This is a genomic window from Caulobacter rhizosphaerae (assembly GCF_010977555.1).
Taxonomy (GTDB): Bacteria; Pseudomonadota; Alphaproteobacteria; order Caulobacterales; family Caulobacteraceae; genus Caulobacter; species Caulobacter rhizosphaerae.
The window spans coordinates 1-25,491 of the sequence record NZ_CP048815.1; the positions used below are offsets into that span (position 1 = coordinate 1).

At 69.0% G+C, this 25,491-nt stretch carries 19 protein-coding genes and 1 pseudogene; 16 read left to right on the forward strand and 4 right to left on the reverse strand.

Going from position 1 to position 25,491, the window contains the following annotated elements; all coding sequences use genetic code 11:
* Positions 1-1,476 (forward strand): chromosomal replication initiator protein DnaA, encoded by a 1,476-nt coding sequence (gene dnaA / locus G3M57_RS00005; protein WP_056757394.1) that lies wholly within the window; start codon positions 1-3, stop codon positions 1,474-1,476.
* 197 nt (positions 1,477-1,673) lie between these two features.
* On the opposite strand, the gene G3M57_RS00010 is transcribed toward dnaA, so the two are convergent.
* Positions 1,674-2,291 (reverse strand): alpha-ketoglutarate-dependent dioxygenase AlkB, encoded by a 618-nt coding sequence (locus G3M57_RS00010; protein ID WP_163228306.1) that lies wholly within the window; start codon positions 2,289-2,291, stop codon positions 1,674-1,676.
* 93 nt (positions 2,292-2,384) lie between these two features.
* Here G3M57_RS00010 and G3M57_RS00015 point away from each other — a divergent pair, with 93 nt between their 5' ends.
* From G3M57_RS00015 to G3M57_RS00040, 6 genes are all read left to right on the forward strand, one after another.
* Positions 2,385-5,045, forward strand: a complete 2,661-nt coding sequence (locus tag G3M57_RS00015) for a M1 family metallopeptidase (protein WP_163228307.1) — start codon at positions 2,385-2,387, stop codon at positions 5,043-5,045.
* Positions 5,046-5,441: 396 nt separating this feature from the next.
* The gene (dnaK, locus tag G3M57_RS00020) at positions 5,442-7,337 is read left to right on the forward strand and encodes a molecular chaperone DnaK (protein ID WP_056757385.1); all 1,896 of its coding nucleotides are present in this window, start codon (positions 5,442-5,444) and stop codon (positions 7,335-7,337) included.
* 139 nt (positions 7,338-7,476) lie between these two features.
* The gene (gene dnaJ / locus G3M57_RS00025; protein ID WP_163228308.1) at positions 7,477-8,628 is read left to right on the forward strand and encodes a molecular chaperone DnaJ; all 1,152 of its coding nucleotides are present in this window, start codon (positions 7,477-7,479) and stop codon (positions 8,626-8,628) included.
* 106 nt (positions 8,629-8,734) lie between these two features.
* Positions 8,735-9,472 carry a DUF3800 domain-containing protein gene (locus G3M57_RS00030; protein WP_163228309.1) on the forward strand — a complete coding sequence of 246 codons (738 nt, stop codon included), beginning with the start codon at positions 8,735-8,737 and terminating at the stop codon, positions 9,470-9,472.
* A 280-nt stretch (positions 9,473-9,752) separates the two neighbouring features.
* Positions 9,753-12,452, forward strand: a complete 2,700-nt coding sequence (mutS, locus tag G3M57_RS00035; protein ID WP_163228310.1) for a DNA mismatch repair protein MutS — start codon at positions 9,753-9,755, stop codon at positions 12,450-12,452.
* Between the two features lie 71 nt (positions 12,453-12,523).
* Positions 12,524-15,349, forward strand: a complete 2,826-nt coding sequence (locus G3M57_RS00040) for a [protein-PII] uridylyltransferase (protein ID WP_163228311.1) — start codon at positions 12,524-12,526, stop codon at positions 15,347-15,349.
* Positions 15,350-15,392: 43 nt separating this feature from the next.
* Here the strand turns inward: G3M57_RS00040 and G3M57_RS00045 are convergent, their stop codons facing one another.
* A complete protein-coding gene (locus G3M57_RS00045; protein WP_056757373.1) occupies positions 15,393-16,019 on the reverse strand; it encodes a glutathione S-transferase family protein in 627 nt (208 codons plus the stop codon).
* A gap of 566 nt (positions 16,020-16,585) precedes the next feature.
* Here G3M57_RS00045 and murJ point away from each other — a divergent pair.
* The gene (gene murJ, locus G3M57_RS00050) at positions 16,586-18,220 is read left to right on the forward strand and encodes a murein biosynthesis integral membrane protein MurJ (RefSeq protein WP_188916171.1); all 1,635 of its coding nucleotides are present in this window, start codon (positions 16,586-16,588) and stop codon (positions 18,218-18,220) included.
* Between the two features lie 255 nt (positions 18,221-18,475).
* The gene (gene trpS / locus G3M57_RS00055) at positions 18,476-19,510 is read left to right on the forward strand and encodes a tryptophan--tRNA ligase (RefSeq protein ID WP_163228312.1); all 1,035 of its coding nucleotides are present in this window, start codon (positions 18,476-18,478) and stop codon (positions 19,508-19,510) included.
* Here the strand turns inward: trpS and G3M57_RS00060 are convergent.
* Together G3M57_RS00060 and G3M57_RS00065 are read right to left on the reverse strand one after the other, a co-directional pair.
* Positions 19,511-19,628: pseudogene (locus G3M57_RS00060) on the reverse strand (hypothetical protein); the annotation flags it as partial.
* A complete protein-coding gene (locus G3M57_RS00065) occupies positions 19,627-20,907 on the reverse strand; it encodes a cytochrome P450 (RefSeq protein ID WP_163228313.1) in 1,281 nt (426 codons plus the stop codon). The gene G3M57_RS00065 and the pseudogene G3M57_RS00060, both read right to left, overlap by 2 nt.
* 131 nt (positions 20,908-21,038) lie before the next feature.
* On the opposite strand from G3M57_RS00065, the gene G3M57_RS00070 reads away from it, so the two are divergent.
* The 7 genes from G3M57_RS00070 to G3M57_RS00100 all read left to right on the forward strand — a co-directional run bounded on the left by G3M57_RS00070 (position 21,039) and on the right by G3M57_RS00100 (position 25,302).
* Positions 21,039-21,608, forward strand: a complete 570-nt coding sequence (locus G3M57_RS00070) for a NifU family protein (protein ID WP_163228314.1) — start codon at positions 21,039-21,041, stop codon at positions 21,606-21,608.
* A 126-nt stretch (positions 21,609-21,734) separates the two neighbouring features.
* On the forward strand, positions 21,735-22,322 hold the full coding sequence (locus G3M57_RS00075) for a malonic semialdehyde reductase (RefSeq protein WP_163228315.1): 588 nt from the start codon (positions 21,735-21,737) through the stop codon (positions 22,320-22,322).
* A 115-nt stretch (positions 22,323-22,437) separates the two neighbouring features.
* Positions 22,438-23,088 carry a DUF1131 family protein gene (locus tag G3M57_RS00080; protein ID WP_163228316.1) on the forward strand — a complete coding sequence of 217 codons (651 nt, stop codon included), beginning with the start codon at positions 22,438-22,440 and terminating at the stop codon, positions 23,086-23,088.
* Between the two features lie 4 nt (positions 23,089-23,092).
* The gene (locus G3M57_RS00085; protein WP_163228317.1) at positions 23,093-23,746 is read left to right on the forward strand and encodes a DUF1131 family protein; all 654 of its coding nucleotides are present in this window, start codon (positions 23,093-23,095) and stop codon (positions 23,744-23,746) included.
* On the forward strand, positions 23,743-24,384 hold the full coding sequence (tsaB, locus tag G3M57_RS00090) for a tRNA (adenosine(37)-N6)-threonylcarbamoyltransferase complex dimerization subunit type 1 TsaB (protein WP_163228318.1): 642 nt from the start codon (positions 23,743-23,745) through the stop codon (positions 24,382-24,384). The genes G3M57_RS00085 and tsaB overlap by 4 nt, the downstream gene beginning before the upstream one ends.
* The gene (gene rimI / locus G3M57_RS00095) at positions 24,381-24,833 is read left to right on the forward strand and encodes a ribosomal protein S18-alanine N-acetyltransferase (RefSeq protein ID WP_163228319.1); all 453 of its coding nucleotides are present in this window, start codon (positions 24,381-24,383) and stop codon (positions 24,831-24,833) included. The genes tsaB and rimI overlap by 4 nt, the downstream gene beginning before the upstream one ends.
* A gap of 61 nt (positions 24,834-24,894) precedes the next feature.
* A complete protein-coding gene (locus G3M57_RS00100) occupies positions 24,895-25,302 on the forward strand; it encodes a Fur family transcriptional regulator (RefSeq protein WP_029589386.1) in 408 nt (135 codons plus the stop codon).
* Positions 25,303-25,491: the final 189 nt, after the last annotated feature.

Consider the following 25,491-nt stretch of genomic DNA (forward strand, 5'->3'; position numbering starts at 1 on the left):
ATGACGACCAAAGGCGGGGTAGTGACCCAAGAGTTCTCGGCTGCGTTCTCGACGGTTGCCTGCGAGCCTGCGGGCGTCGTCTGGAACAAGGTCTGCGTGGTGCTGAAGCGCGAGCTGGGCGACGCGGCTTTCGGCTCGTGGATCGCGCCCGCCGTCCTGCGCGAGAGCGCGGCCGGCGACGTGGTGGTGGTGACGCCGACCGGGATCGCGCGCGACTGGATTCGTCGCAGCGCGTGGCGTCGCGTCAGCGAGCTGTGGGCCGCCACCGACCCCACCGCGCGTCGGCTGGACCTCAAGTCGCGCCTGGAATTCGAGGCCGCCGGCGGCGCCTCCGCCGGCTATGAGGCCAAGGCCGAGCCGATCGAGATCGTGCTGCCGGTGTCCAGCGACGTGCCGGCCCTGGCCCCCGCGCCGGTCAACGGCGCCAAGGCCTCGCCCGTCCAGGGCCTGCAGGAACGCTTCACCTTCGACACCTTCGTGCCGGGTCCGGCCAACGAATTCGCCCACGCCGTGGCGCGCCGCGTGGCCAGCTGGGCCGACGGCCACTTCAACCCGGTGCTGTTCCACGGCCCGTACGGCTTCGGCAAGACCCACCTGCTCAACGCCCTGGCCTGGGAGGCCATGCGCCAGGCCCCGACCAAGCGGGTGGTCTATCTGACCGCCGAGCGGTTCCTGTCGACCTTCGTCCGCGCGGTCATGGATCGCCAGACCGCCGCCTTCAAGGAAGAGCTGCGCGGCGCCGACCTTCTGATCATCGACGACGTGCACTTCATCGCCGGCAAGCAGTCCAGCCAGGAAGAGCTGTTCCATACCCTGACCGCCCTGGTCGAGGACGGCCGCCGGGTGGTGTTCTCCTCGGACCGCGCGCCCGCCGCGATGACCGAGATGGACGCCCGCCTGCGCTCGCACCTGTCGGCGGGCCTGGTCTGCGGCCTGGAACCGGCCGACCGCGCCCTGCGCCTGGGCATCCTGGAGCGCAAGCTGCAGGCCCTGTCGCGCCAGCACGGCTTCGAGCCGACGATGCGGACCGAGGTGCTGAACTTCCTGGCCGACCGCTTCACCGACAGCGTCCGCGAGCTGGAAGGCGCGCTCAACACCCTGTCGGCCCGAGCCGGCGAAGGCGTCTCGCGCCTGACCCTGGACGAGGTGCAGGCGATCCTGCGGCCGCACCTGCGGGCCGGCGAGAAGCGCATCACCATCGACGACATCCAGAAGGCCACGTCCGAGCACTACGGCATGAAGCAGGCCGACCTGCTCAGCGAGCGCCGCAACCGCGCCATCGCCCGCCCGCGCCAGGCGGCCATGTGGCTGGCCAAGCAGCTGACCACCCGTTCGCTGCCCGACATCGGCCGGCGCTTCGGCGGCCGTGACCACACCACCGTCCTGCACGCCGTGCGCCGCATCGAGGCCCTGCGCGCCGAGGATCCCGCCCTGAGCCAGGACCTGGAGACCATCACCCGCAAGCTGCGGGGCTGAGGGTTTCAGTCTTCCGAGGTGAACAAGGGGCCGTCCGGTTGGGCGGCCCTTTTTTCGTGATCCTCCCCCTGTGGGGGAGGTGTCGGCGCAGCCGACGGAGGGGGGATTAATCGGCAGGTCGCCGCAACCCGGATCGACAACCCTAAAACTCCCCCCACCGATCGCTTTGCGATCGCCTCCCCCACAGGGGGAGGATTTTAAGCCGACGCCGCCCGTCTCAGCGTGATGTTGATCCGCCCTCCCCCCGGGATCAGCCCCGACGACCCCGGCAGAATGCGGTCCACGCCGTGGAAGGCCAGGCGGGCCGGGCCGGACAGCCGGCAGACGTCGCCGGACGACAGTTTCAGCGACCGGGTGGGGTCCTTGCGCGAGGTGCCACCGATGCGGAACACCGCGGTGTCGCCCAGCGAGATCGACAGCACCGGAAAGCGTGGATCGGCCTCGTCGCGGTCCTGGTGCAGGCCCATGCGGGCGTCGCCGCGATAGAGATTGATCAGGGCGGAGTCCGGCGGGGTCTCCGGATCGGCCAGCGCCGCCCAGAGGTCGAGCAGGGCCTGGGGCATGGCCGGCCAGGGCTGGCCTGTCCCCGGATGGCGGTCGGCGTAGCGATAACCGGCCTTGTCGCTGGTCCAGCCCAGCGGGCCGAAATTGGACATGGCCACGCTCATGGCCTTGCCGTAGGCGGTCTCGTAGCAGGCCGGCGGCGCGGCCTCGAACGCCGCCTGCACCAGACGCAGCAGATCGGCCTGCGCCTCGGGATCCAGCGCGCCGGGCCACAGGTCGAAACCGGGCAGAACGTTGATCGATCTGAACATTACACAGATTTAATGGGCCAGACGCGCCGCGTCCGTGTTGGTTTGCGCCGCCGGGCAGGCCGGCCGAACAAATTTTGCAATCCAAGGCCGTTCATGCGTCGACTTCTCTCCTCCGCGGCTGCCGCCGTACTCGTTTTTGCCGCCGGATCGACCCTGGCCGCAACCGCCGCGCCGGCCCGGTCGGCGATCACGGCCGCCACGGTCACGACCCAGCTGCCGCGCGGCGTGGTCCCGACCCACTATGATCTGGTCTTCACCCCCGACGCCGACAAGCTGAGCTTCACCGGTTCGGTGAAGATCAACATCGACGTCGCCGCCCCCACGCGCACCATCACCCTGCAGGCGGCCGACCTGACCTTCGCCAAGGTCGAGATCGCCGGCCCAGGCGGCGCCAAGGGGGGCGCGGCCAAGGTCAGCGTCGACGCCCAGGCCCAGACCGCCACCTTCACCTTCGACAAGCCGGTCGCCAAGGGCGCCCACGTCCTGGCTATCGACTACAGCGGCAAGATCTACAAGCAGGCCGCCGGCCTGTTCGCCCTGGACTATGACACCGACCAGGGCAAGAAACGCGCCCTCTACACCCAGTTCGAGAACAGCGACGCCCGCCGCTTCATCCCCTCGTGGGACGAGCCGTTCTTCAAGGCGACCTACGACATGCGGGTCACCGTCCCGACCGGCCAGATGGCCGTGGGCAACATGCCGATCGCCAAGAGCCGCGACCTTGGCGGCGGCAAGACCGAGATCACCTTCGCCACCTCGCCGAAGATGTCGACCTACCTGCTGTTCTTCGGCCTGGGCGACTTCGACCGCGCCACCGCCAAGGTCGGCGACGTCGAGATGGGCGTGATCACCAAGAAGGGCGACCTGGCCAAGGCCGACTTCGCCCTGAAGTCGTCGGGCCCGATCCTGCAGTGGTACAACGACTATTTCGGCGTCCCCTACCCGCTGCCGAAGCTGGATCACATCGCCGCCCCCGGCCAGAGCCAGTTCTTCAGCGCCATGGAGAACTGGGGCGCGATCTTCTACTTCGAATACGCCCTGCTGGAGGATCCGGAGATCTCCACCCAGGCCGACCGCCAGAACATCTACACCACCGTGGCCCACGAAATGGCCCACCAGTGGTTCGGCGACCTGGTGACCATGTCGTGGTGGGACGACCTGTGGCTCAACGAAGGGTTCGCGTCCTGGATGGAAGGCCGGGCCACCGAGCGGTTTCACCCCGAGTGGAACAGCCAGCTGGAGGCGGTCGGCGGCCGTGAATACGCCATGGGCCTGGACTCGCTGGCGACGACCCACCCGGTCGTCCAGCACGTCGAGACGGTCGACCAGGCCAGCCAGGCCTTCGACGGCATCACCTACCAGAAGGGCGAGGCGGTCATTCGCATGCTCGAGGCCTATGTCGGCCCCGATGCCTGGCGCGACGGCGTGCGCGCCTACATCAAGGCCCATGCCCACGGCAGCAGCACGACCGACGACCTGTGGGTCGAAGTCGAGAAGGCGGCCGGCAAGCCGATCACCGCCATCGCCCACGACTTCACCCTGCAGCCGGGCGTCCCGCTGATCACGGTCGACGCCGGCGCCTGCGTGGCGGGCAAGACTCCGGTCACCCTGACCCAGGGCGAGTTCAGCCGCGACAAGCCGACCAAGACCCCCCTGGCCTGGCGCGTGCCGGTCTCGGCCCAGGTGGCCGGCTCCAGCACCGTGTCCAAGACCCTGGTCGAGGGCGGCAAGGGGAGCCTGAGCGTCGACGGCTGCGGCCCGGTGGTCGTCAACGCCGGCCAGGCCGGCTATTTCCGCACCCTCTACACGCCCACGGCCTTCGCCGGCCTCTCGGCCAGCTTCGCCAAGCTGCCGGCCATCGACCAGCTGGGCGTGATCTCCGACGCCTGGGCCCTGGGTCTGAACGGCCAGCAGGCCGTCACCGACGCCTTGGACCTGGCCATGGCCACGCCGGCCGACGCCGATCCCCAGGTCTGGGGCAAGGTCGCGGGCGTCCTGACCACTGTCGACGGCATGTACGACGGCGCGCCGGCCCAGCAGGCCGCCTTCCGCAAGCTGGCCATCGCCCGCCTGTCGCCGGTGTTCCAGCAGGTGGGTTGGGCCGCCAAGGCCGGAGAACCGGCTCCGGTCGCCAACCTGCGCACCACCCTGATCGGCGCGCTCAGCACCCTGGGCGACCCGGCCGTGGTGGCCGAGGCCAAGCGCCGCTACGCCGCCGACAAGACCGACCCGACCGCCGTGCCCGGACCGCTGCGCAAGGCGATCCTGGCCTCGGTCGGCCGCAACGCCGACGCGGCCGCCTGGGACGCGCTGCACGAACAGGCCAAGGCCGAAAAGACCCCGCTGATCCGCGACCAGCTCTACACCCAGCTGGCCGCGGCCCAGGATCCGGCCCTGGCCGCCAAGGCCCTGGACCTGGCCCTGACCAGCGAGCCCAGCGAGACCCTGTCGGCCAACATGATCTCGACGGTCGCCAAGCTGCACCCGGACCTGGCCTTCGACTTCGCCGTCGCCCACAAGGACGCGGTGAACGGCAAGGTCGACGCGGCCTCGCGCACCAAGTTCATTCCCGCCCTGGGCAAGGCCTCGGCTGATCCGGCGATGATCGACAAGGTGCGGGCCTACGCCGCCGCCAACCTGCCGGCCGGCTCGCGCGGCGAGGCCGAAAAGTCGGCCGCCTCGGTCGCCGACCGGATAAAGACCCGCAAGGCGGCTCTGCCCCAGATCACCGCCTGGGTCGGCCGGAAGGGCTGAGACGACGATACAGGATCTGCTCGATGAGCGGGTTCATCGAACGTGAGTTGAGGCTTTCGGGCCGCGTTCGACGCCGATTTGACGAAGGGGCCGTGCTTTTTCGGGCACGGCCTATTTCGTCGCAGGTCACGATTCCCCTTCATTCCCTGCGGGATTGGGCTTGCAGGCTGGCGCCTATCCCCCATATCGGGCATCGAAGCGGGGTTGACGGGCTCGTCAACTTCGATTGAACGAACGCTTTCCTTTCGGTCGACGCTTTCGGGCGTTGTCTGGAGGGCGAGGATTTGGATCAACCGTTAGAACGCGACCAGACGGGGACGGCTCGAGAAAAACCGGGGCGCTTGCCTTAAGGCCCTTGTCACCGCCGTCCGCCAATCAGGAGCTGCAGGTCTCAACATGAGCAAGATTATCGGTATCGACCTTGGCACCACGAACTCGTGCGTGGCCATCATGGACGGTAAGACCCCGAAGGTGATCGAGAACGCCGAGGGCGCTCGCACCACCCCGTCGGTCGTCGCCTTCCTCGAGGACGGCGAGCGCCTGGTCGGCCAGCCCGCCAAGCGCCAGGCCGTCACCAACCCGACCAACACCCTTTTCGCGATCAAGCGCCTGATCGGCCGCAACGCCTCCGACCCGGTGGTCGAGAAGGACAAGGCCATGGTGCCCTACGAGATCGTCAAGGGCCCGACCGGCGACGCCTGGGTCAAGGCCCATGGCAAGGACTACAGCCCGCAGGAAGTCTCGGCCTTCATCCTGCAGAAGATGAAGGAAGCCGCCGAGACCCACCTGGGCGAGCCGGTGACCAAGGCGGTCATCACCGTCCCGGCCTATTTCAACGACGCCCAGCGCCAGGCCACCAAGGACGCCGGCAAGATCGCCGGCCTGGAAGTCCTGCGCATCATCAACGAGCCGACCGCGGCGGCCCTGGCCTACGGCCTGGAAAAGAACGACGGCAAGAAGATCGCCGTCTACGACCTGGGCGGCGGCACCTTCGACGTCTCGATCCTGGAGATCGGCGACGGCGTCTTCGAGGTGAAGTCGACCAACGGCGACACCTTCCTGGGCGGCGAGGACTTCGACCTGCGGATCGTCGACTACCTGGCCGACGAGTTCAAGAAGGAGCAGGGCGTCGACCTGCGCAAGGACAAGCTGGCCCTCCAGCGCCTGCGCGAAGAGGCTGAAAAGGCCAAGAAGGAGCTGTCCTCGACGGCTCAGTACGAAGTGAACCTGCCCTTCATCTCGATGAACGCGTCGGGCCCGCTGCACCTGAACATCAAGCTGTCGCGCTCCAAGCTCGAAGCCTTGGTGGAAGACCTGATCGCCCGCACCATCGGTCCGTGCGAACAGGCCCTCAAGGACGCCGGCCTGAAGAAGAGCGACATCGACGAAGTGATCCTGGTCGGCGGCATGAGCCGCATGCCCAAGGTGCAGCAGGCGGTGCAGGACTTCTTCGGCCGCGAGCCCCACAAGGGCGTGAACCCCGACGAAGTCGTGGCCCTGGGCGCGGCGGTGCAAGCCGGCGTTCTGCAAGGCGACGTCAAGGACGTGCTGCTGCTGGACGTCACCCCGCTGACCCTGGGGATCGAGACCCTCGGCGGCGTGTTCACCCCGCTGATCGAGCGCAACACCACCATCCCGACCAAGCGCTCGCAGACCTTCTCGACCGCCGACGACAACCAGTCGGCCGTGACGATCCGCGCCTTCCAGGGCGAGCGTCCGATGGCCGTCGACAACAAGTTCCTGGGTCAGTTCGACCTGCAGGGCATCCCGCCGGCGCCGCGCGGCGTGCCGCAGATCGAGGTCACCTTCGACATCGACGCCAACGGCATCGTCAACGTCCACGCCAAGGACAAGGCGACCAACAAGGAGCACTCGATCCGCATCCAGGCCAATGGCGGCCTCTCCGACGCGGACATCGAGCGCATGGTCAAGGAAGCCGAGGCCAACAAGGCTTCGGACGAGAAGAAGAAGGCGCTGGTCGAGGCCAAGAACCAGGGCGAGGCCATCGTGCACTCGACCGAGAAGGCCCTGGCCGAGCACGGCGACAAGGTCGGCGCGCCCGAGAAGACCGCGATCGAGACCGGCCTGACCGAGCTGAAGTCGGCCCTGGAAGGCGAGGACGTCGAGGCCATCCAGGCCAAGACCCAGGCCCTGATCCAGGCTTCGATGAAGCTGGGCGAAGCGATGTACAGCGCCCAGCAGGGCGCTGAAGGCGGCGACGAAGCCGCCGCGGATGACGGCGTCGTCGACGCTGAATTCGAAGAAGTCGACGACTCCAAGCCGTCGGCGTGACCATGGGTCGCGGGGCGGTGCGCGTGACTTCGGTTCCCTCCGCCCCCACCTTCGGGGACAAGGCTCCCGTCCGCCGCTTGCGGCCGGGCGGGGGCGCTCCCACCTCCTATTCCAACATGGCTAGTGATCGACCCTGACGATGCGCGACTATTACGAAGTCCTGGGCGTGGCCCGTGGCTGCGATGACGCCGCCCTCAAGGCCGCCTTCCGCAAGATGGCGATGGAGCACCATCCCGACCGCAACGGCGGTTGCGAGAACGCCTCCTCGCGATTCAAGGAAATCAACGAAGCCTATTCGGTGCTGTCGGACGCCCAGAAGCGCGCCGCCTATGATCGCTTCGGCCATGCCGGTGTGAACGGCGCTCAGGGCGGGCCCGGCGGCTTCGGCGGCGCCGACGCCGGCGACATCTTCAACGACGTGTTCGGCGACGTGTTCGGCGAGATGTTCGGCGGCGGTCGTCGCCAGTCGAACGGCCCCCAGCGTGGCCAGGACCTGCGCTACGACCTGGAGATCACCCTCGAGCAGGCCTATGCGGGCGCCGAGGTCGAGATCAAGGTCCCCGCCGCCATCACCTGCGAGGTCTGCGACGGCTCGGGCGCCAAGCCGGGCACCAGCCCGACCGTCTGCGGCTCGTGCGGCGGCGCCGGTCGCGTGCGGGCCACCCAAGGCTTCTTCGCGGTCGAGCGCGCCTGCCCCCGCTGCGGCGGCTCGGGCCGGCTGGTGCTGGACCCCTGCCAGACCTGCCACGGCCACGGCCAGGTGCGCCGCGAGCGCGTGCTGTCGGTGCGCATCCCGGCCGGCGTCGACGACGGCGCCCGGATCCGCCTGGCGGGCGAAGGCGATGCGGGCGTGCGCGGCGGCCCGCGCGGCGACCTCTACCTGTTCCTGTCGGTGATCCCGCACGAGCTGTTCGAGCGCGACGGCCTGGACCTGCTGTGCACCGTGCCGGTGCCGATGACGGTCGCGGCCCTGGGCGGCGACATCGACGCCCCCTGCCTGCTGGGCGGCGAGAACTGCGACGGCTCCAACCGCATGACCGTCAAGGTCCCGGAAGGCGCCCAGACCGGCAAGACCGTCCGCCTGAAGGGCAAGGGCATGCCGTCCCTGCGCAGCCGCCAGCGCGGCGACCTGGTGGTCGAGCTGTTCGTGGAAACCCCGACCCACCTGTCGGCCCGGCAAAAGGAGCTCCTGCAGGAGCTGGCCGGCCTGTGCAGCGAAAAGCAGAATCCCAAGTCCGCCAACTTCGTCGGCAAGGCCAAGCGGTTCTGGGAAGAAGTGACGGGCAGTTAGGCGGCGGCTCTCAATCAGTTTGATTGATTTGAGGCGCAACTGATCTCGCATAGGCTGTGGTGCGTCGTTGCGCGAATCAGCGGTTGATGCGTGAATGCTTGGCGGAATGCCCAAGCCCTCACCCGATCCCGAAGACATTGGCGAGATCTATCTCGACGAAACAAGCCAGACCAAGCACCGGTATCTGGCGCTTGGGGGATTGATCGTAAAGTCGTCCCAACGTTCTGCGCTCGAACGCGCTCTCTACGAGGCGCGACTACCGGACCTTCCCGCTATGGAGATGGGGTGGGTTAAGGTGTCTAGAGCTAAGCTCGATGCCTATCTCCGGTTTGTAGATGTGTTTTTCGATCGGAGCGCTGAGTTCGCGCCTTTCGATTACCATTCGCTTGTTGTCGACACTCACAAACTAAACCATGCCGCCCACAATAATGGTTCTAGAGAGGTAGGCTTCAACAAGGAGGTTTACCAGCTTTGCGACAAGTTCGCGCGACTGTACAATCTTCCTATCCTCCACGTGTATCCCGACTCGAGAACGACGAATAGTAGTACGGAGGAGCTTCGTCTGATTCTTAACAGGGGTAGAGCGAAGAAGGGTGATCCACGAGATTGGCCATTTAGACGGATTCACTTTCACCAATCCTGCGATTCTCAGATGCTGCAGTTGGTGGATATTCTTCTGGGGGCGATGGCGTTCCATCTCAACGGTCACGCGTTGAAGCCGGAAGCCTCGCCAGCGAAAAGCGAGCTTTCCGCACATATCCTAAAGCGAGCAGGGATAGTGGACGTTATGCGGGACACGGCCATGCAGGGCCGCTTCACAATTTGGCATCGAAAGCTGAGATAGGGGTCTCGGAGCCCTAGGCTTTCGCCGCCGCCTTATGGCGGGTCCATTACGGCTTGGTAGTGGCTTCAAGCTGCCGAGAGTGGCTTCTTATACCAACAGTTTTAGATTCAGTCAATAGAGTCAGTAGCTTAGAGCTGTTTCTTTCCCCGATTCTCAGTGCGTTGAAAATACTGGCCTATTCTACCAGAGCGGTTGTCGCGGCGCGGCGTTCTCATTTCCCAGCGGATAACTCGGGCCAGCCCCTTAACGTCCGCCACGACGCTCTGTACCTTCCCGCGGGATGAACGCCCCCGCCTCCCCCGCTGTCCAGACCTATGACGCCACCGGCGCGACGCCGGTGATGCAGCAGTTCTTCGAGATGAAGGCGCGGCAGCCCGACGCCCTGATCTTCTTCCGCATGGGCGATTTCTACGAGCTGTTCTTCGACGACGCCTACAAGGCCGCCGCCGCCCTGGGCATCAGCCAGACCTTCCGCGGCACCCACAACGGCCAGCCCATCCCGATGGCCGGCGTGCCGCAGCACGCGGCCGAGGCCTATCTGTCCAAGCTGATCCGCATGGGCTTCAAGGTCGCCGTCTGCGAGCAGATGGAAGACCCGGCCGAGGCCAAGAAGCGCGGCTCCAAGTCGGTGGTCCGCCGCGACATCGTCCGGGTGGTCACCCCCGGCACCCTGACCGAGGACGGCCTGCTGGACGCGCGCGGCGCCAATCGCCTGGCCGCCGTGGCCGTGCGGGCCGGCCAGGCGGCCGTGGCGGCGGTCGAGCTGTCGACCGGCGAGGTCGAGTGCTTCCTGGTCGCCAAGGACGCCGTGGCCGCGATCCTGGCCGCTCTCGCCCCCTCCGAGACCCTGGTCGCCGACCGGCTGCTGTCGGACGAGCACCTGTCCCAGACCCTGAAGATCTGCGGCGGCCTGATCCAGCCCATGCCCTCGGCCCTGTCCGAGCCGCAGGCCTCGGAGACCCGCGTCAAGCGGCTGTACGGCGTCGACACCCTGGACGGCTTCGGCGGCCTGTCGTCGGCCGAGATCGGGGCCCTGGGCCTGATCGCCGCCCACCTGGAAATGACCCAGGCCGGCAAGCTGCCGGCCCTGCGCGCCCCGCGCCGCGCCGCCGAGGCCGACGTGATGGCCATCGATCCGGCCACCCGCTCCAGCCTGGAGATCGACCGCACCCAGGGCGGCGACCGAAACGGCTCGCTGCTGGCCTGCATCGACCGCACCGTGACCGCCGGCGGGGCCCGCCTGCTGGCCTCGCGCCTGGCCCGGCCGCTGCTCGACTCGGCCGCCATCGACGCCCGGCTGGACGCGGTGGAATGGTTCGTCGACCACCGCACCCTGCGCGAACGCCTGCGCGAGGTGCTGAAGGGGGCCGGCGACATGGCCCGCGCCCTGTCCCGCCTGGCCCTGGGACGCGGCGGCCCGCGCGACCTGGGCTGCCTGAAGGACGGCCTGAAGACCGGCGAGAAGCTGGCCGGCATGGTCGGCGGGACCAGCGACCCGCTGTCGCCGCCGCCCGCCGAACTGGAAGCGGCGCTGAAGGCCCTGACCCCGTCGCTGCAGGTGGGGCTGTCGCGGCTGCTGGACGCCCTGGAAGTGGGCCTGGGCCCCGACCTGCCGGCCCTGGCCCGTGACGGCGGATTCGTCGCCCCTGGCGTGCGGCCCGAGCTGGACCAGGCCCGGGCCCTGCGCGACGACAGCCGCCGGGTGGTGGCCGCGCTCGAGACCCGCCTGTGCCAGGAAAGCGGCGTGCCGCTGAAGATCCGCCACAACGGCGTGCTCGGCTATTTCGTCGAGGCCACGGCCGGCAAGGCCGACCCGCTGTTCCAGCCGCCGCTGAACGCCACGTTCATCCACCGCCAGACCCTGGCCAACCAGGTGCGGTTCACCACCGTCGAGCTGGCGGACCTGGACGCCCGCATCGCCCAGGCGGCCGAGCGGGCCTTGGCCATGGAGGTCGCGGCCTTCGAGGACTGGCGCGCCGAGGCCGTGGCCCAGGCCGAGCCGATCCAGCTGGCCGCCGAGGCCCTGGCCCGGCTGGACGTCGCCGCCGCCCTGGCCGAATGGGCCGAGGACGCCGGCGCCGTGCGCCCGACCGTCGACAGGTCCCTGGCCTTCGAGGCCCGCGCCGCCCGCCACCCGGTGGTCGAGGCCGCGGTCAAGCGGGCCGGCGATCCCTACACCCCCAACGACTGCCGCCTGGACGCGGCCGGCGAGGCGGGGGCGCGGCTGTCGATCGTCACCGGGCCGAACATGGCCGGTAAGTCGACCTTCCTGCGCCAGAACGCCCTGCTGGCCATCCTGGCCCAGTCCGGCTGCTACGTGCCGGCCAAGTCCCTGCGCCTGGGCGTCGTCGACCGCCTGTTCAGTCGCGTCGGGGCCGGCGACGACCTGGCCCGCGGCCGCTCGACCTTCATGATGGAGATGGTCGAGACCGCCGCCATCCTCACCCAGGCCAGCCCGCGCAGCCTGGTGATCCTGGACGAGATCGGTCGGGGCACGGCCACCTATGACGGCCTGGCCATCGCCTGGGCCTGCGCCGAGGCCCTGCACGACGTCAACCGCTGCCGGGCGCTTTTCGCCACCCACTATCACGAGCTGGCCACGCTGGAGACGCGGATGGCCCATGTCTCGAACCTGTCCCTGCGGGCCAAGGAGTGGAACGGCGACCTGGTCTTCCTGCACGAGGCCGCCGCCGGCCCCGCCGACCGCTCGTACGGCGTCCAGGTGGCCAAGCTGGCCGGCGTGCCGCCGCAGGTCGTGGCCCGCGCCAAGGAGGTGCTCGACCGCTTGGAGAGCAAGACCGAATCGCCGGCTAGGCTGGACGAACTGCCGCTGTTCGCCGCCTCGGCCCCCGTCGCGGCGCCCGTCCAGGCGGCGCCCAGCCGCACCGACGCGGCTCTGGCCGACCTGGATGTCGACGGCATGAGCCCCCGCGAGGCGCTGGACGCCCTCTACCGTCTTAAGGCTCTGCTCAAGACCTGACATCGTATAGTGAAGGCGGCGGCGCGCCGGGAGGGTTCGACGCGCACGCCCGGGAACCCCATATAGCCGCCATGCCCCGTCGCCTTCGTCCTACCCCGCTGGAACATGTCGTCGACGGCCACGCCCTGCGCGCCCGGCTGTCGGCCGCCGCCCTCGACCTGATCGGCGACGAGGCCGGCCAGCGGGCCCGGGCCATCGAGATCCTGAAACAGGCGCTGTTTCGCGGCCGGATGATCGCCAAGGAGCGGCTGGAGAACGGGGCCGGCGGCCTGGAGACGGCCCGCCTGCTCAGCGGCGTGACCGACGAGGTGATCACCGCCCTCTACGATTTCACCACCGTCCACGTGTTCCGGGCCCGCAACCCGACCGAGGGCGAGCGCCTGTGCCTGCTCGCCGTCGGTGGCTACGGCCGGCGCACCCTGGCGCCGTTCAGCGACATCGACCTGCTGTTCCTGCGCCCCTACAAGCAGACGCCGCACGCCGAGAGCGTGATAGAGTACATGCTGTATGCGCTGTGGGACCTGGGCTTCAAGGTCGGCCACGCCTCGCGGACCATCGAGGAGTGCGTCAAGCTCTCCCGGGAAGACTACACGATCCGCACCTCGATCCTGGAGGCCCGCCGCCTGACCGGCGACGAGCGCCTGGCCGACGAGCTGAAGAAGCGCTTCCGCGACGACGTCATGAAGGGCACCGGCGCGGCCTTCGTCGCGGCCAAGCTGAAGGAGCGCGACGACCGCCAGGCCCGGGCCGGCGCCAGCCGCTACATGGTCGAGCCCAACGTCAAGGAGGGCAAGGGCGGCCTGCGCGACCTGCACACCCTGATGTGGATCGCCGAATATCTGCACCCGGTCGACCGGCCCGAGGACGTGTTCCTGCTGGAGGTGTTCGACCGCCGCGAGGCCAAGGGCTTCATCCGCGCCTTCGACTTCCTGCACGCCGTCCGCGCCCACCTGCACTTCGCCACCGGCCGGCCCGAGGAGCGCCTGACCTTCGACCTGCAGCCGGAGATCGCTCGCCGCATGGGCTATGGCGACCGCGGCGACGCCCCGGCCGTCGAGCGCTTCATGCGCCGCTACTTCCTGGTGGCCAAGGACGTCGGCGCCCTGACCCGCGCCTTCTCGGCCAAGCTGGAGGCCGAGCACTTCAAGCACGAGCCCAAGGGCATTTCCCGCTTCCTGCCCGGCGGCGGCCGGCCCAAGCGCAAGGCCCTGGACGTGGCCGGCTTCTACGAGGACGGCGGGCGGCTGAACATCGACGGCCCGGTGGTGTTCGAGCGCGACCCCGTCAATCTGATCCGCCTGTTCAAGACCGCCGACGAGCGCGACCTGGACCTGCACCCCGACGCCTTCACCGCGGTGACCCGCAACCTGAACCTGATCACCTCGAAGGTCCGGCGCGACCCGCAGGCGACCAAGGCCTTCCTGCAGCTGCTGGCCTACGGCAAGCGCAGCTATCGCACCCTGACCCTGATGAACGACGCCGGCGTGCTGGGCCGCTTCATCCCCGAGTTCGGTCGCGTCGTCGCCCAGATGCAGTTCAACATGTACCACTCCTACACGGTGGATGAGCACACCCTGCGGGCCGTGGGCCTGATCGGCGACATGGCCGCCGGCCGCCTGGTCGACGACCACCCGCTGGCCGTCTCGATCATGCCGCTGATCGAAGACCGCGAAGCGCTGTTCCTGGCCATGCTGCTGCACGACACCGGCAAGGGCGGGGTCGGCGGTCAGGAGAAGGCCGGGGCCCGCAGCGCCCGCAGCGCCTGCGAGCGCCTGGGCGTCGACCGGCTGAAGGTCGAGCTGGTGGCCTGGCTGGTCGAGAACCACCTGGTCATGAGCGACTTCGCCCAGAAGCGCGACGTGGCCGACCCCGGCACGGTCGCCGCCTTCGCCCGCATCGTCGAGAACCCCGAGCGCCTGCGCCTGCTGCTGGTGATCACCGTCGCCGACATCCGCGCCGTGGGCCCGGGCGTCTGGAACGGCTGGAAAGGCCAGCTGCTGCGCGAGCTCTACAACGCCACCGAGGCGGTGTTCCGGGGCGGCCGCGGCAGCGACGCCGCCGCCAACGTCCAGCGCCACCAGGAGGCGGCCGCCGAGGCGGCGCGCGAAGCCCTGGTCCAGGCCGACCCGGCCGCCAAGGGCTGGGCCCAGGCCATGGAGGCGGCCTATTTCGGGGCGTTCTCGCTGGACGACCTGAAGGCCCATGCCGAACTGGCCCGCCGCGCGGCGATCCAGGGCGGGGCCGCCGCCGAGGGCCGGGTGCCCGTCGGCGCCAACGCCGCCGAGATCGTGATCGCCGCCAAGGACCGCCGCGGCCTGTTCGCCGACCTGGCCCTGGCCATCTCGTCCCTGGGCGGCAACGTCGTCGGGGCCCGGGTCTTCACCTCGCGCCAGGGCCAGGCCCTGGATGTGTTCCATGTGCAGGACGTGACCGGCGCGGCCCTGGGCTGCGAGAACCCTCGCGCCCTGCGCCGCCTAGCCGACGCCCTGGAGGCGGCCGGCCGCGGCGAGCCCCTGGCCGTCGAACCCCGGCGCGGCGCGGAGCTGTCGCGCACCGCCGCCTTCTCGATCGCCCCCACGGTGGTGGTCGACAACGAAGCCTCCAACGAGGCCACGGTGGTCGAGGCCTCGGGCCGCGACCGCCCCGGCCTGCTGCAGGCCCTGGCCCGCACCCTGGCCGACAACGGCCTGTCCATCCAGTCGGCCCACATCGACGGCTACGGCGAGCGGGCGGTCGACGCCTTCTATGTCCAGACGGCCGAAGGCGGAAAGGTCGAGGAGGCGCGGAAGATCACGGCGCTGAAGGCGGACCTGCTGGCGGCCCTGGAGCAGAACGAGGCTGGCGCGCCGAACACCCGTCCGGGTCTGAAGCGGGCGCGGGCCAGCGTGGCGCGGTAGGGCGGCGGAGGCCTGCTTCGAAATCCCCGGGGGGAGCCGGGGATCAAGTGTTCACCCCTTCGTGCGAACGCTCCATGGCGCGCTTGTAGGCGTCGCGGCCGGTGGTGCGGGCGAGGTAGGCCTGTTCGGCGTCGCCAAGGGCGATCCCGCAGTTTCGTTGGCCCAGGTTCAGGGCGTAGGTCACCGAGATGTCGGCGGCCGTGAAAGCCTCGCCGGCGAGGTAGGGCGAGTCGGCAAGCCGTTGGCTGACAAGCTTCAGCCGCTTCTGGAACGACCGCAGACACCAGGTCGCGCCCCAGTTCTCCCGCTCGGCGTCGGGCGCGATGAAGCGGCTGACGACGACGGGCATCATCAGGGTCGCGAGGCCGGCTTCGCCCAGGTGCAGAAATTGCTGGTAGGCGGGGAAGGTCGGATCCTGTGGCGAGGGCGCCAGCGGCGTCGGCCCGTAACGGGCCATCAGGTATTCCATGATCGCGATCGACTCGACCATGACGACGTCCCCGTCCTGGATCGCCGGGATGTAGTCGGCGGGGTTGACCGCCAGGAACGCGGGGTCCTGCTCGGCGGCCAGCATGTCCACCTGTCGCACGCGATAGGGAAGGCCCATCTCCTCCAGCACCCATACGACCCGGATCGATCGCGAGGTCTGTCCGCCCCAAACGGTGATCATGCGCCGGGCCCTTTCCGGGTGTGACTGAGGATCGGCCGTAGCGGACCTCATATGGCCGTCGCGTTCAAGGCCTACGCGAAGCCCGGCTTCAGCGAGGTCTCTTCACTTTTCGGATTCTCGGAACGTCCGCCTTGCTCAAGCCCCATCAGCCCCGGATGGGGCCGCGCCTGACGGCGCGGTCCGGCCGGGCGAGGGGGCGGTTGACGATCGCGGCCGGGGACATGCACTCACCCGCAGGCCGAGGATCGATCCGCGACGCCTTGCCGTGAGAGCACGTCCCCGGCGGTCTATGCTCGGCGCTCAGCGGGCAAAGCTTCCGGATTTCAACGTCCTGAACTTTTTCGACCCTTTTTGATCCCCGCCCCTTCAGACCGCCCGTATTCTGTTTGCACCTGAAGGCACGGGAAGGGCGCACGTACGGCGACCGAAGCGGTCCGTAGGGGGCAAGGGCTCGCCGCCGAAAATCCTCCGGAAATCCTTCCCCGGCCGTCGCCGAACCGGGCCAAGCTCAGCCCGCCGCCAAGGCCTCGCTTGACGGCCCCCCGCCCAGGACGCAGAAGCCCCTCGTGACCGACATCGCGCCCCCCGAAAAGCCCGCCCAGACACCCGACCAGCCCAAGAAGGCCGGCGGCCTGCTGAAATCGTCGGCGATCTATTCCGGCCTGACCCTGGTCAGCCGGTTTATGGGCTTCGCCCGCGACCTGGCGGTCTCGTACCGGATGGGGGCCAGCGCCACCCCGGCCGCCGACGCCTACAACGCCGCCCTGGCCTTCCCCAACCTGTTCCGCCGGTTCTTCGCCGAGGGGGCCTTCGCCGCCGCCTTCGTGCCCGCCTACGCCAAGTCGCTGCAGCGCGACGGCGAGGAGACGGCCGACATCCTGGCCGCCGACGCCATGGCCACCCTGGCAGCCTCGACCATCGTCATCACCATCGTCTGCCAACTGGCCATGCCCTGGCTGATGATGCTGATCAGCCCCGGCTTCGGCTGGGGCACCGAGAAGTACAAGCTGGCGGTTCTGCTGACCCAGATCACCATGCCCTACCTGCCGTGCATGGCGATCGTCGCCCACCTGTCGGGGGTGCTGAACGCCCGCGACCGCTTCGTGCTGTCGGCCGGGGCGCCGATCCTGCTGAACATCGCCACCCTGGTCTTCATCCTGCCCCAGACCACCGCCGTCGGCGCCGCCACCTGGGGCTCGGTCGGGGTGATCGTCGCCGGGGTGGCCCAGGTGGCCCTGCTGACCTGGGGCGTCAACAAGTCCGGCGCCAAGGTCCACTGGCGGCTGCCGCGCCTGACGCCGGAGGTGCGCGAATTGATCGGCAAGGCCATCCCGGGGGCCCTGGCGGCCAGCGCCACCCAGGTCAACATCTTCATCTCCGGCAACCTGGCCAGCCACGTGCCCGGCGGCCGTTCTTGGTTGGCCACCGCCGACCGCCTGTACCAGCTGCCGCTGGGCCTGGTGGGCGTGGCCATCGGCGTGGCCCTGCTGCCGCGGCTGTCGCGGGCCGTCAACACCGGCGACGGCGACGACGCCCAGACCGCCATGGACCAGGCCATCACCCTGGCCATGGCCCTGACCATCCCGGCCGCTGCGGCCCTGGTGGCCATGCCCGGCTTCCTGTCGGACGCCCTCTACACCCGCGGCCAGTTCACCAGCTTCGACGCCAGCCAGACGGCCTCGGCCCTGCTGTTCTACGGCCTGGGCACCCCGGCCTTCGTGCTGCAGCAGCTGTACTCCCGAGCCTTCTTCGCCCGCGGCGACACCAAGAGCCCGATGCGCTTCGCCCTGGTCTCGGTGGCCATGAACATCGGCCTGGGCATCCTGCTGTTCAACCTGGTCGGGGTGAAGGGCATCGCCGCCGCCACGGCCGTGGCCTCGTGGATCAATGTCGGCCAGATGGCCTTGGGCCTGTCGCGCAAGGGCCACTACAGCCCCTCGCTGCAGACCTGGTCGCGAGTCAGCCGGATCCTGGCCGCCAGCGTCGCCATGGGCGGCGCGCTGGCCGCCGCCTCGCACTGGCGGCCGCTGATCGAGGCGCCGCTGCGCGAGCTTGGCCTGCGCGGCCACACCCTGGGCGCCAAGGAATTCGCCCTGCTGCTGACCGTGCTGGTCGGCGCGGCGCTGTACCCGCCCCTGGTCTTCCTGTTCGGCGGCGTGACCCCGTCGGAACTGAAGGGCGTGCTGAGGCGCGGCAAGTGATGGTCGGGGGCACGCCCTCGCGGCGTGTCCCCAAATGCAAGCGCCGCACCCGCCGGTGGGGACACGCCGCGAGGGCATGTCCCCGGCTGGGGCCTTGCCCTCCACGCCTCGGCCCGGTAACCAGCGTCCATGGCTTCGATCGGTTCTTCCGCGCCGCGATGGCGCAGCTTTCTCTGATCCGTTCCACCGCGCTTCCGGCGCGGTTCGCGTTCTCACGCGCCCGCCATGCCCGTTTCAAGTTCCAAGGCTGAAGCCATGACCGACCACACCCCCGTCCCCTATGCGGGCCCGACCCGCGTGCTTTCCGGCGTCCAGCCGTCCGGCGCCCTGCACCTGGGCAACTACCTCGGCGCCCTGGTGAAGTTCGCCCGGCTGCAGCACGAGATGGACACCTTCATCTTCGTGGCCGACCTGCACGCCATCACCGTCTGGCAGGACCCGGCCCTGCTGGCCCAGCAGACCCGCGAGATCGCCGCCGCCTACCTGGCCGCGGGCCTCGACCCGGCCAAGGCCACGATCTTCCCGCAGTCGGCGGTGCGCGAGCATTCCGAACTGGCCTGGATCTTCCAGTGCGTGGCCCGCCTGGGCTGGCTGGACCGCATGACCCAGTTCAAGGAGAAGAGCGGCAAGCACAAGGAGCGCTCCAGCGTCGGCCTCTACACCTATCCGGTGCTGCAGGCCGCCGACATCCTGGTCTACAAGGCCACCCACGTGCCGGTGGGCGAGGACCAGAAGCAGCACCTGGAGCTGACCCGCGACATCGCCGGCAAGTTCAACCACGACTTCGGCGTCCAAGGCTTCTTCCCCCAGCCCGAGCCGCTGATCCAGGGGCCCGGCGCGCGGATCATGAGCCTGCGCGACGGCTCGGCCAAGATGAGCAAGTCCGACCCGTCGGACTACAGCCGCATCAACCTGACCGACGACGCCGACGCCATCGCCACCAAGGTCAAGAAGGCCCGCACCGACCCGGAGCCGCTGCCCGAGACCCTGGACGAGCTGGCCGCCCGTCCCGAGGCCGACAACCTGGTCGGCATCTTCGCGGCGCTGGCGGGGCGGACCAAGGCCGAGGTGCTGGCCGAGTACGCGGGCAAGGGCTTCGGGACCTTCAAGCCGGCCCTAGCCGAGCTGGCGGTCGAGAAGCTGGCCCCGGTCGGTGAGACCATGCGCCGCTTCCTGGCCGACCCGACCGAGATCGACCGGATCCTCAAGGCCGGGGCCGAGCGGGCGTCCGAGGTCGCCGCGCCGACGGTGGCGGAGGTGAAGAAGCTGGTGGGGTTCTGGGGGGCCTGAACGCCCTGCGTCCTTCGAGGCCCGCTTCGCGGGCGCCTCAGGATGAGGAATTCAGTGCAAAGAGATCCTCATCCTGAGGTGCGAGGCGAAGCCGAGCCTCGAAGGACGCACCGCGCCTAGAGCCGCGCCGGTATCCGCACCGGCAGGCTCTCATACCCCTTCACGAAACTCGAATAGACCCGCTTGGGCTCGCCCATCACCTCGATCTTGGGGAAGCGCTTGAGGATCTCCTCCCAGATGATCTTCAGCTGCAGCTCGGCCAGGCGGTTGCCGACGCAGCGGTGGATGCCGAAGCCGAACGACAGGTGCTGGCGGGCGCGCGGCCGGTCGATCAGGAAGGCGTTCGGGTTGTCGATCACCGTCTCGTCGCGGTTGCCCGAGACGTACCACATCACCACCTTGTCGCCCTTCTTGATGGTCTTGCCCGACAGCTCGAAGTCCGCGATCGCCGTGCGGCGCATATAGGCCAGCGGCGTCTGCCAGCGGATGATCTCCGAGACCATGTTGGGGATCAGCGACGGGTCGGCGCGCAGCTTGGCCTCTTCCGCCGGGTTCTGGCTGAGGGCCAGCAGGCCGCCGGTGATCGAGTTGCGGGTGGTGTCATTGCCGCCGACGATCAGCAGCAGGATGTTCCCCAGATACTCGAACGGCGGCATGTTCCGCGTCGCCTCGCCGTGGGCCAGCATCGAGATCAGGTCGTTTCCGGGCTCGGTCGAATTGACCCGTTGGTTCCACAGCTCGGTGAAATAGGCCAGGCACTCCAGCAGTTCGGCCCGGCGCTGATCCTCGCTGTCGACGATGCCGGCCCCCGGCACGGCGGTGGTGACGTCGGACCAGCGGGTCAGCTTGCGGCGCTCTTCCCAGGGAAAGTCGAACAGGGTGGCCAGCATCTGGGTGGTCAGCTCGATCGACACCTTGTCGACCCAGTCGAAGGTCTCGCCGATCGGCAGGTCGTCGAGGATCCCGCCCACTCGCTCGCGGATCGTCCCCTCCAGCAACGCCAGGTTCACGGGCGAGACGATCGGGCTGACGGTCTTGCGCTGGATGTCGTGCTTGGGCGGGTCCATGGCGATGAACATCGGCAGGACGAAGTCCTCGTCGAAGTTGCGGATCGTGATGCCGCCGAAGCTGCTGTCCGACGAGAACACCTGGTGGGTGGTGTCGACGGTCATGATGTCGTTATAGCGGGTGATCGACCAGTAGGGGCCGTGCTCGCTGTTGGCGCAGTAGTGGACAGGGTCCTCGGCCCGCAGCCGCTCGAAATAGGGCCAGTGGGCGTCGGCCTGGAACAGGGCGGGATCGGCGACGTCGATCAGTTCCAGGGGCGTGGCATAGGCCTTGGCCCTGGCCGCGTCCCTCTGGGCGTCGCTCGACAGGTCGATGGCTCCGTCGCTCATGGCGACCTCCCTGAAACATCTGTTTTGACGATGGAGCCACAAGCCCGGAGGTTTGTCACGATGACGTAAGCGGCGCCCCGCCGCAGGTCCGGCCTCTTGTCTTGCGGGGCTGCCGGGTCCATCTCTCCGCCATGTTCATCCAGACCGAAACCACGCCCAACCCCGAGGTCCTGAAGTTCCTGCCCGGCCGCGAAGTGCTGGGTGAAGGCGCGCGCGAGTTCCGCACCGCCGAGGAGGGCGACGCCTCGCCGCTGGCTGAGGCGCTGTTCCGTCTGGGTGACGTCAACCGCGTGTTCTTCGGCCCGGATTTCCTCACGGTGACCAAGGCCGAGGGCGCCGAATGGCCGCACCTGAAGGCGCCGATCCTGGCCGCCATCATGGACCACTTCACCAGCGGTCGGCCCCTGCTGCTGGACCAGGTCGAGAGCGGTCACGACGAGGACGGCGTCTACGACGACGAAACCGCCCAGATCGTCGCCGAGATCAAGGACCTGCTCGACACCCGCATCCGTCCGGCCGTGGCCCAGGACGGCGGCGACATCGTGTTCAGCAAGTTCGAGCCCGCCACCGGCGTGGTCTGGCTGCACATGCGCGGCGCCTGCTCGGGTTGCCCGTCGTCGTCGGCCACGCTGAAGGCCGGGGTCGAGAACATGCTCAAGCACTACGTGCCGGAAGTGACCCGCGTCGAGCAGACGCTTTAGGCCCGAACCGGCCTGCGCGCGTGCGCGTAGGGGCAAGGGAATACGCCTGCGGCGCCTTGCCAGCGCCTTTTTGCGACCTTATCGTAACTGTATAAGTTGCAGTTATACCGCTGATAAGGATCGCTGATGGCCAAGCTCGCCGACACGGCTCTCGACCAACTGTTCACCAAGGCCCGCACGCGCAACGGCTGGAGCGACCGGCCCATCCCCGAACCGGTGCTGCGCGAGCTGTACGACCTGGTGAAGTTCGGCCCCACTGCGGCCAACACCACCCCGGCGCGCTTCGTGTTCCTGCAAAGCCCTGAAGCCAAGGCCAGGCTGGCGGCGCTGTCGTCGGGTTCGAACGGCCCGAAGATCCTCCAGGCGCCGGTGACCGTCATCATCGGCTACGACCTGGACTTCCCCGAGACCCTGGACCGCCTGTTCCCCAACGCCCCGGGCGCCAAGCACTGGTTCGGCGACCCCGTGGCCAAGGAAGTCGCCGCGCTGCGCAACAGCTCGCTGCAAGGCGGCTATTTCATCCTGGCGGCGCGGGCGCTGGGCCTGGACGTCGGCCCGATGTCGGGCTTCGACAACGCCGCCGTCGACAAGGAGTTCTTCGCCGGGACCAACATCAAGTCGAACTTCATCGCCTCGATCGGCTACGGCACCGAAGAAAACCTGTTCCCGCGCAATCCGCGCCTCGCCTTCGAGGAAGCCACGAAGATCCTCTGATCGGGTCCCGAAATCCCAAAAAGGTCGTCATCCCGGTCTTCGCGCCGCCAAGGCCGGGATGACGACGGTTTGTGCTGGTGGCGAACATCATAAGGCCGGTGCTAGAACCGCCCCCATGACCCAGCGCCTCGCCCTGATCGCCGCTCCGCTGCTGCTGCTCGCCGCCTGCGGCCCCGCCAAGCAAGCCGACACCGCCGCGCCGCCGGCCGCCGCCGGTGCGGAGGTCCCCAAGTCCGGACCCGTCGCCATCGCGGTCACGCCCTATGTCGGCGGGCCGCTGCATGTGCGCGCCGACGGCGTGGGCCCGATCACCGGCGAGACGGCCTTCGACCTGGCGACCATCAAGGCCCTGTTCCCCAAGGCGGTGGTCAAGAGCGCCTTCATCCACACCGGCGAGGGCCCGCCCGGACCGATCATCACCGTCGAGCAGGACAATGTCCCGCTGCTGGAGATCGGCAAGGGCTCCGAAGGCGGCATTGGCGAGATTCGCCTGGCCGGCGGGCCGGTCCAGGGTCCCAAGGGCGAAGCCCTGCTCGCAAGGTGGGCCGACCTGTCGTTCGACATCGCCCAGTGCCGGGCCGGCGAGGGCCGCACCGTCAGCCAGGCCGTCTGCGTGCGACCCGAGGCCCCGACCGTGTCCTACGTGTTCGGCGTCCCCGGCTGGGCCAAGGGCGGCCTGCCGCCGGTCGAGGTCCTGAAGGCCAAGGGCCAGCTGAACGAGTTCGTCTGGCGCCCGGCCGAGAAGGCCGCCGTCGGCGCGGCCTGATCCGATGTTCCGACGCTTGATCCTCGCAGCGCCCCTGCTGGTCCTGGCCGCCTGCGGGCCGGCCGACAAGCCGGCCGGCTCCAAAACCGCCGCGCCTGCGATCGCCCCGGCTCCCGCCATGGCGACGCGGAAGGACGCGTCCGGCGCCGTCGACCGCTTCACGCCCTATGTCGGCGGCCCGCTGATGCTGGACGAGTTCTCGGTCGGCCCGGTCATGGCCCAGACCGACTTCTCGCTCGACGCCATCAAGCCCCGCTTTCCGAAAGCGGTGGTGAAGTCCGCTTTCCTGCATCAGGGCTCGGGCGAACCGACCCCGATCATCACGGTCGAGCAGGGCGGCGGCATGATCGAGATCCAGGGCAATCCCGGCACGACCAAGGTCGGCGACATCCGCGTCAGCGGCGGCGCTCCCAAGGGGCCACGCGGCGAGACGCTAGGCATGAAGTGGGCCGACGCCGGCATGGACTATCCGCGCTGCTGGGCGGGCAAGGACCGCGACGTCCACGCGGTAATCTGCACCCAGCCCGGCGAGCCGGTGCTGCGCTACGTGTTCGGCGTGCCCGGCTGGACGCAGGAGGCGATGCCGCCTGAGGCGACGCTGCGGGACAAGGCTGTCCTGCGGGAGTTCCTGTGGCGCGGCGGAGCGCCGGTCCAATGATCCTCGCCCTCGACACCTGCCTCGCCGCCAGCTCCGTCGCCATCCTGGACGGCGACACGGTCCTCGCCGCCCGCAGCGAACCGATGACCCGCGGCCACCAGGAGCGCATCGCGGTCCTGGCCCGGGAGGTCGCCGCCGAGGCCGGGGCGAGGTTCGCCGCGCTGACCCGCATCGCCGTCACGGTCGGCCCCGGCTCGTTCACTGGCCTGCGGGTCGGCCTGTCGTTCGCCAAGGGCCTGGCCACGGCCCTGTCGATCCCCTGCGTCGGCGTCAATACGCTGGAGGCCCTGGCCGCCTCGGCGAACGCGACAGGGCTGGTGGCCGGGGTGCTCGACGCCAAGATGGGCCAAGTCTATCTGCAGGTGTTCGACGGCGGCAAGGCGCTGATGGCCCCCGACGCCCTGGAGGTCGGGGTCGCCGCCGCGCGCCTGGCCGAGCTCTGTTCGGGCGGGCCGGCCACCCTGGTCGGTTCAGGCGCGCCGCTGGTCGCCGACGTCCTGCCCGAAGCGACCGTGCTGACGCCGGCCTATGCCGATCCGGTCGCCATCGCCCGCCTGGCCGCCGCCAGGCCCGCGCCCAGCCATTCGCCCCGGCCGCTTTACCTGCGCGCGCCCTACGCCGTGGCGCCGGCCGCATGATCCTGCGTCCCGTCGGGCTGGAAGCCTGTTTCACCCTGGCCGACCTGCATGACCGCGCCTTCGACCGGCCCTGGACGGCGGAAGCGTTCGAGACCCTGCTCAAGGGCCCCGGCGTCTTCGCCGTGCTGGGCGAGGCGGGCGATCCGCAAGAGGCCAAGGGCTTCATCCTGTGCCGGGCGATCGCCGGCGAGGCCGAGATCCTGACCGTGGCCGTCGAGCCCGCCGCCCGTCGCCGCGGCTGGGGCGCGGCCCTGGTGGAGATGGCGGCCGGCGTCGCCAAGGAAGCCGCCGCCTTCGAGATGTTCCTTGAGGTCGCGGCCGACAACGTTGCGGCGATCGGGCTCTACGAGACCACCGGCTTCGCCCGCGTCGGCCTGAGAAAAGGCTATTATCCCCATGCGGATGGGGCCAAGGACGCGGTGGTGATGCGTCGGGTGCTTAACAGCTAGCGGCCAAGCCCCTATCTTGCCCGCGAATCTGGCTTGGATTCATCTTTCCGGAGACGCCGCCGTGGACCGCCTCGAAAAGCTTTGCATCGATAAAGGCATGCGCATGACCGACCAGCGTCGGGTCATCGCCCGCGTGCTGTCGGCGGCCACCGACCATCCGGACGTCGAGGAGCTGCACCGCCGCGCCCACGCCGTGGACCCGCACATCTCGATCGCCACCGTCTATCGGACCGTCCGGTTGTTCGAGGAAAGCGGCATCATCGAGCGCCACGACTTCCGCGACGGCCGTTCGCGCTACGAAGAGACCCCCGACCATCACCACGACCACCTGATCGACATGAAGACCGGCAAGGTCGTCGAGTTCGTGGACGAGGAGATCGAGGCCCTGCAGAACGCCATCGCGCGGAAGCTGGGCTACAAGCTGGTGGACCACCGGCTGGAGTTGTACGGGGTTCCGATCGAGGAATAGGGGCCTTCCTTATCCTTCTCCCCTTGCGGGAGAAGGTGTCAGCGCAGCTGACGGATGAGGGGTCTCTCAGAACGCCGACGCTTCATCCGCCCGTCCCGCTCCACAGCGGTCCCTTTCATCGACCCCTCATCCGACCTGCTTCGCAGGCCACCTTCTCCTGCAAGGGGAGAAGGAGATTGGGTGTGACCT